This is a genomic window from Planctomycetota bacterium, from assembly GCA_026387035.1.
Lineage (GTDB): Bacteria > Planctomycetota > Phycisphaerae > FEN-1346 > FEN-1346 > JAPLMM01.
On the sequence record JAPLMM010000096.1, the window covers coordinates 22,313 to 28,539 of the forward strand.

The following is a 6,227-nucleotide window of genomic DNA, read 5'->3' on the forward strand; positions in this document are numbered from 1 at the left end:
GGCCGCGGCGGCGGCGGTGGGTCAGGCGGATGGCGGAGCAGGGGGCCGGATGAAGATCGCGCAACTCGTCCCCGGGACGTGCAACATCTTCTACTGCGAGAACTGCCTGCGCGATTACGACCTGAACGAGGCCTGGCGCGCCCTGGGCCACGACGCCGACCTCGTGCCGCTCTACCTGCCTCTCCTCGCCGACGGCCAGGCCGCCGTCAAAGAGACGCCGATGTTCTTCGGCGGCATCAATGTATATCTACAGCAGAAATCGGCCTTCTTCCGCAAGACGCCGCGATGGCTCGACCGCCTCTTCGATTCGCGAAGACTCCTGGAGTGGGTGTCGCGCAAGGCGGGCATGACCAGCGCCCACGAGTTGGGCGAGACGACGCTCTCGATGCTGCGCGGCGAGGCGGGCCGCCAGGCCAAGGAGGTCCGCCGCCTGGTCGAATACCTCGCCGGCCGGCACCGGCCGGACGTCGTCTGCCTGTCGAACGTGCTCCTGGCGGCTCTGGCGCGGCCGATTGGGGAAGCCGTGGGCGTGCCCGTCGTCTGCCTGCTTCAGGACGAAGATGCGTTCCTCGACGCGTTGCCGCCGACTCACCGCGGATCGGTGTGGGACCTGCTTCGCGCCTGCGCGGCCGAGGTCGATGGGTTCGTTGCCGTCAGTTCCTATTATCGCGATGCGATGATCCGCCGGCTGGATCTCCCTCCCTCCCGCGTCGCCGTGGTGCGTTACGGGATCAATCCGGAAGGATACCGCCCGGCGGAAGCGCGGCCGGACCCGCCGGTGATCGGTTTCCTGGGCGCGGCGGAACCGAACAAGGACCTGGGGGCGCTCGTCGAAGCGTTCGCGGACCTGAAGAACCGCCCCGGCCTGCGGAACCTGAGACTTCGTGCCGCGGGCGGCCACCCGGCGGGGAACGCGGCGGTGCTTCAGGACGCGCGTCGGCGTCTGGCGTCGCGGGGCATGGAGGCCGACGCCGAGTTCCTGCCGAACCTCGGCCGGGCGCAGCGCCAGGATTTTCTGCGGACGCTCTCGGTCCTCTCGGTGCCGACGAAACGGCCCGAGGCCTACGGGATGTACGTCCTGGAGGCCCTCGCGTCGGGGGTTCCGGTGGTCGCGCCCCGGCACGGGGGAGTCGTCGAACTCGTGGAGGAAACGGGCGGCGGACTGCTCGTGGAGCCGAACGATCCGGCGGCGCTCGCCGAGGCGCTGGCGGTGCTCCTACTGGATCCGGAGAAGGCGCAGGCCATGGCGGAGCGCGGCCGGCGGGCCGTCGCCGAGAAGTTCGACGCGCGGCGGACGGCGCGGAACATGGTGACGATTCTTGAACAGACCATTGCGGGAGTGTGACGATGGCGGAAACAATTCTCGAACTCGTGGACGTGGCCAAGCGGTATGAGACCGGCGGGCCGGACGGCGGGCCGGAGGTCCTGCGGGGCGTGAACCTGCGCGTGGCGGCGGGGGAGTCCCTGGCCGTCGTCGGTCCCTCGGGGTCCGGCAAGTCGACGCTCCTAAACCTCATGGGGGGTCTGGATCGGCCGTCGGGCGGCCGCGTCCTTTTTGAGGGACGCGACCTCGCGGGCCTCAGCGATGCGGACCTGGCGCGGTTTCGGAACCGGCGGGTCGGCTTCGTCTTTCAACTGCACCATCTGCTGCCCCAGTGCACGGTCCTGGAGAACGTGCTGGTGCCGACGCTGGTCGGCGGCGACGGCGCGGAAAAAGCGGAACGTCCCGCCGGGGAGGAAGCGCTGCTGCGCGCGGAGCGGCTTCTGGCGCGGGTCGGGTTGGGCGACCGGCTCACCTTCCGTCCGGGCCGGTTGTCGGGCGGCGAGCGGGAACGCGTCGCCGTGGCGCGGGCGCTGGTGAATCGGCCGGCGCTCCTCCTGGCCGACGAGCCGACCGGATCGCTCGACCGCCGAACGGCCGAGAACCTCATGGCGCTGCTCGCGGAACTCAACGCCGAGGAAGGCGTGACGCTCGTCGTCGTGACGCACGCCGAGATGCTCGCCGCTCGCATGGGCCGCACGCTCGAACTCGAGGACGGCGTGCTCGTGCCGAAGGAGGCCGACGCGTGACGGGGGCCACGCTCGTCCAACGGAGCCTGCGGTTCTATTGGCGGACGCACCTGGGCGTCGCGCTCGGCGCCGCTGTCAGCGTGGCCGTCCTCGTCGGCGCGCTGGCCGTCGGCGATTCCGTGCCGTACACCCTGAAGCGGCTGGCGCTCGGGCGCCTCGGCGAGACGGACTTGGCGCTGGCGGCTCCGGGCCGGGACTTCCGCGCGGCGCTGGCCGACGGCCTGGCCGGCCGCCTGGGGGCGCGGGTCGCGCCGGTGCTGGCGCTCCGCGGGAGCGCCTCGCGCGGCCAGGGCGACGCGCGGGTCGATCTGAATCGGGTCCAGGTGCTCGGCGTGGAGGACGCGTTCTGGTCGCTCGCGGGCCCGGACGCCGCGCCGCCGTGCGCGGAAGGCGAAGTGATTCTTAACGAGCGTGCGGCGCGCGGGCTCGGCGTGGGGGTGGGCGACATGATCCGCCTTCGCGTCGAGAAGCCGAGCGCGCTGGCGCGCGACGCCCCGCTCTCCACCGACGCGGACGCCTCGGAAGTGATGTGGCTGAAGGTGGCGTCCATCGCGCCGGACGGCCAACTCGGGCGGTTCAGCCTCGAGACGAATCCCGTCCCGCCGTCGAATGCGTTCCTTCCGCTGGGCGCGCTTCAGGAGAAGGCGGGCCGGCCGGGCCGGGCCAACATACTCCTGGTGGCCGGGCAGGAACGGGCGGCGCTTGCGCCCGAGGCCGCCGATGCCGTGCTGCGCGAGGTCTGGCAACCGGTCGCCGCAGGCGACTCGACGTGGCGAGCGGACGCGGACCTGGCGCTGGACTGGCCGGTGAAAGGCGTGCTCGAGTTGCATTCGGGGCGCATTTTTCTGGAGCAGGCGGTGGTTGAGGCGGTGCGCGGCCCCGGCGCGATGGGGATCCTCGCGTACCTCGTGAACGAGATTCGCCTCGGCGAGCGGTCGGTGCCGTACTCGTTCGTCGCCGCGATGGGACCGCTCGACCCCGGCGGGGCGGGCGGGCCGCCGTCTCCCGTCCCGCCGGACATGAAGGACGACGAGATTCTCATCAACGCGTGGCTTAAGGAGAAACTCGACGCGAAGCCGGGCGACTCGCTCCAGATGACCTATTACGTCGTCGGCCCGGGTCGGACGGTGCGGACGGCCGGGCCGGTTCGCTTTCGCGTCCGCGCCGTTATTCCCACGGAACCGCCGGAGGCCGACCGCACACTGATGCCGAGGTTCCCGGGCCTCGCGGACAAAGAGAATTGCCGCGACTGGGAGCAGCAGGATCTCATTGACACGAAGAAGATTTTGCCGAAGGACGAGGACTACTGGGACGACCATCGCGGGACGCCGAAGGCGCTCGTGACGCTCGCCGCTGGGCGGCAAATGTGGGCGAACCGTTTCGGGGACCTGACGGCAATCCGGTGGGCCGCCTCGCCGGCTGCCGAGCAAGCCCTGGCGGACCGGATTCGGGAGCGCCTGGAGCCGTCGGCGGTGGGGCTTTTCTTCCGGCCGGTGCGGGCCGAGGCGCTCGCGGCGAGCGACCAGGCGCTGGACTTCGGGCAACTCTTCCTGAGCCTGAGCATGTTTCTGCTGGTGGCGGCGCTGATTCTGATGGGCTTGCTCTTTTCGCTGGGCGTGGAGCAGCGGTCCGAGGAAGTGGGGACGCTGCTGGCACTCGGGTTTCCGCCGCGGCGGGTGCGGCGGTTGCTGCTCGCGGAAGGGGCGGTGTTGGCGGCCGTCGGCGCGCTCGTGGGCCTGGGCCTCGGCGTGTGGTACACGCGGGCGGTGCTGGTGGCGCTTTCGACGGTCTGGAGCGGCGCGGTCGGCGGGACGCCGTCGCTCACCTATCACGCGGAGCCGCGGACACTGGCCGTGGGCGTGGCGGCCGGCATGTTGGTGGCGCTCGGGTCGATCTGGTTAGGGGTGAGGCGTCAGGCGCGTCGGCCCGCGCGGGCGCTCCTGGCGGGCGACGTGGAGGACGCGCATGCGCCGTCGGCGCCGGGCGGCGGGGGCCGGCGGGTGGGGCTCTGGGTGTCGCTCGCGGTGGCGGCGGGGGCGCTCGTGATGGTCGGCATCGTGGTCGCGGCGCGCGGCGAGGGGCAGGTGGCGTTCTTTTTTGCGGCGGGGGCGGTGCTTCTCGTGGCGGGCCTGGGTCTGGCGCGGTCGCTCCTGGCGGCGATCGAGCGATCGAGTGCGGCGGCCCGGCTGACACTCGGCGGGCTGGGCTGGCGGAACGCGGCGCGGCGGCGCGGGCGGAGCCTGGCGACGGTCGCGCTCGTCGCGTGCGGATCGTTCCTGGTGATTGCGGTGGGGGCAAATCGCCGCGACCCGCTGGCCGATGCCGCTGATAGGCGCTCCGGGACCGGCGGATTCGCGCTCTATGCCGAGGCGTCGCTGCCGATCTACCGCGACCTCGCCGACCCTAAAGCGCAGGAGGCGGTCGGTCTGGACGCGGCGGCGATGGAAGGGGTCGCGGTCGTCCCCCTGCGCGTGCACGAGGCGGACGACGCGAGTTGCCTGAACCTGAACCGTGTGACCCGGCCGAGGCTCGTGGGCGTTCGGCCGGCGGCGATGGAGTCGCGGTTCACGTTCGCGAAGACGGTCGAGGGGGCGCCCGCGGGAGACCCTTGGCGGCTGCTCGAGCGGCGCGCGGGCCCTGTAGTAGAGAGCATCTCTCACTACAGGGCGGGCGACGAGGCGGTTCCGGCCGTCGGCGACGCGGCCACGATTACGTGGTCGCTCGGCAAGAAGGTGGGCGATGTGTTGCCTTACACCGACGAGCGCGGCCGGACGTTTTCGATTCGCCTGGTCGGGTCGCTGGCCGGGTCGATGCTGCAAGGCGGCCTCCTCGTTTCGGAGGAAGCGTTTATCGAGAAGTTTCCGTCGGAGAGCGGATACCGGATGTTCCTGGTGGATGCGCCGGCGGAGCGATCTAAAGAGGTGGCGCGGGCGCTCGCGCGCGCGCTGGCGGCGACGGGGCTCGCGGTCCAGCCGGCGCCCGAACGCCTGGCCGACTTCCTCGAGGTCGAGAACACGTACCTCGCGATTTTCCAGGCGCTGGGCGGCCTGGGCCTCCTCCTGGGGACGGCCGGCCTGGGGATGGTGGTGATGAGGAACGTGCTGGAGCGGCGCGGGGAACTGGCGCTCTTGCGGGCGGTGGGGTTTTCGCGCGGGGCGATCGAGCGGCTCATCGTGTGGGAACACTGGGGCCTGCTGGCGCTGGGCCTGGGGTGCGGGGTGGCGGCGGCGCTGGTGGCGGTCGCGCCGGCGCTCGCATCGCCGGGCGCCCCAGTTCCCGGGGGATCGCTTGCACTTGTGGTGCTTGGCGTGGCGGCGAGCGGCCTGGTGTGGACGTACCTGGCGGCCCGATGGGCGCTTGGCGGTCCGCTGCTGGCGGCCCTTCGCAACGAGTGAACGGGCCGTCCGGTCGGTTTAATGCTACTACGCTGTGTTCTTCAACGCAGAGAGCGCCGAGAACGCAGAGAACGACTGTCAAAGGGATCAAAAGGAATAAGGAGACGGCGTGAAGTTGGGGGCGTGGAATAGCGCCCGGCCCGGGCCGTCGGGTCCCGGCGCACCGGGACAAGTCGTTGTGAAACAAGAGGTTATCTCTGCGCTCTCTGCGATCTCTGCGTTGAGATAGCGTTGTAGAATTAGGGGGGTGACGGAAGAGCGTGCGGGGCGTAGAATGTCGCGGCGTCGCAAGTTCTCCTGCGGAAGGACGTTATGAAGCGTGTTTGGGTGAGCGTGGGGATGGCGATCGTTCTGTCCGCGGCCGGGGCGGCGCTGGTCGCTCGCTGGCTGCGCGTCGGCCCGCCGGTGGATCTGGAGGAGCGCGTGGCGACGTTCGGGGAGCGGCCGGCGGCGTTCGAGGTGTCGTTCCCGGGCGAGTTTCTGGCGTCGTCGGGCGAGCCGGCCGATTGGCCGGGCGACTGGCCGGCCTTCCGCGGTCCGAATCGGGACGGCATCAGCCCGGAGGGTGTGCGTCTGGCGCGGAAGTGGCCGGCCGCCGGGCCGCCGGTCGTGTGGTCCATTGCCGTGGGCGAAGGATACGCCGGCGCCGCCGTGCACAAGGGCCGGGTGTACCTTCTGGATTACGACGAGAAGGCGAAAGGGGATTGCCTGCGTTGCCTGTCGCTGGCCGACGGGCGCGAGATCTGGCGGCGATGGTACAAG

4 protein-coding genes are annotated in these 6,227 nt (G+C 71.0%); all 4 read left to right on the forward strand.

Features of this window, described 5'->3' with window-relative positions; genetic code table 11:
• The first annotated feature begins 49 nt into the window (after positions 1 to 49).
• A complete protein-coding gene (locus NTX40_03505; protein ID MCX5648152.1) occupies positions 50 to 1,345 on the forward strand; it encodes a glycosyltransferase family 4 protein in 1,296 nt (431 codons plus the stop codon).
• 2 nt (positions 1,346 to 1,347) lie between these two features.
• Positions 1,348 to 2,070 (forward strand): ABC transporter ATP-binding protein, encoded by a 723-nt coding sequence (locus tag NTX40_03510; GenBank protein MCX5648153.1) that lies wholly within the window; start codon positions 1,348 to 1,350, stop codon positions 2,068 to 2,070.
• Positions 2,067 to 5,465 (forward strand): ABC transporter permease, encoded by a 3,399-nt coding sequence (locus tag NTX40_03515; protein MCX5648154.1) that lies wholly within the window; start codon positions 2,067 to 2,069, stop codon positions 5,463 to 5,465. The genes NTX40_03510 and NTX40_03515 overlap by 4 nt, the downstream gene beginning before the upstream one ends.
• Positions 5,466 to 5,777: 312 nt before the next feature.
• On the forward strand, positions 5,778 to 6,227 hold a 450-nt coding region (locus tag NTX40_03520), incomplete at its 3' end, for a hypothetical protein (GenBank protein ID MCX5648155.1).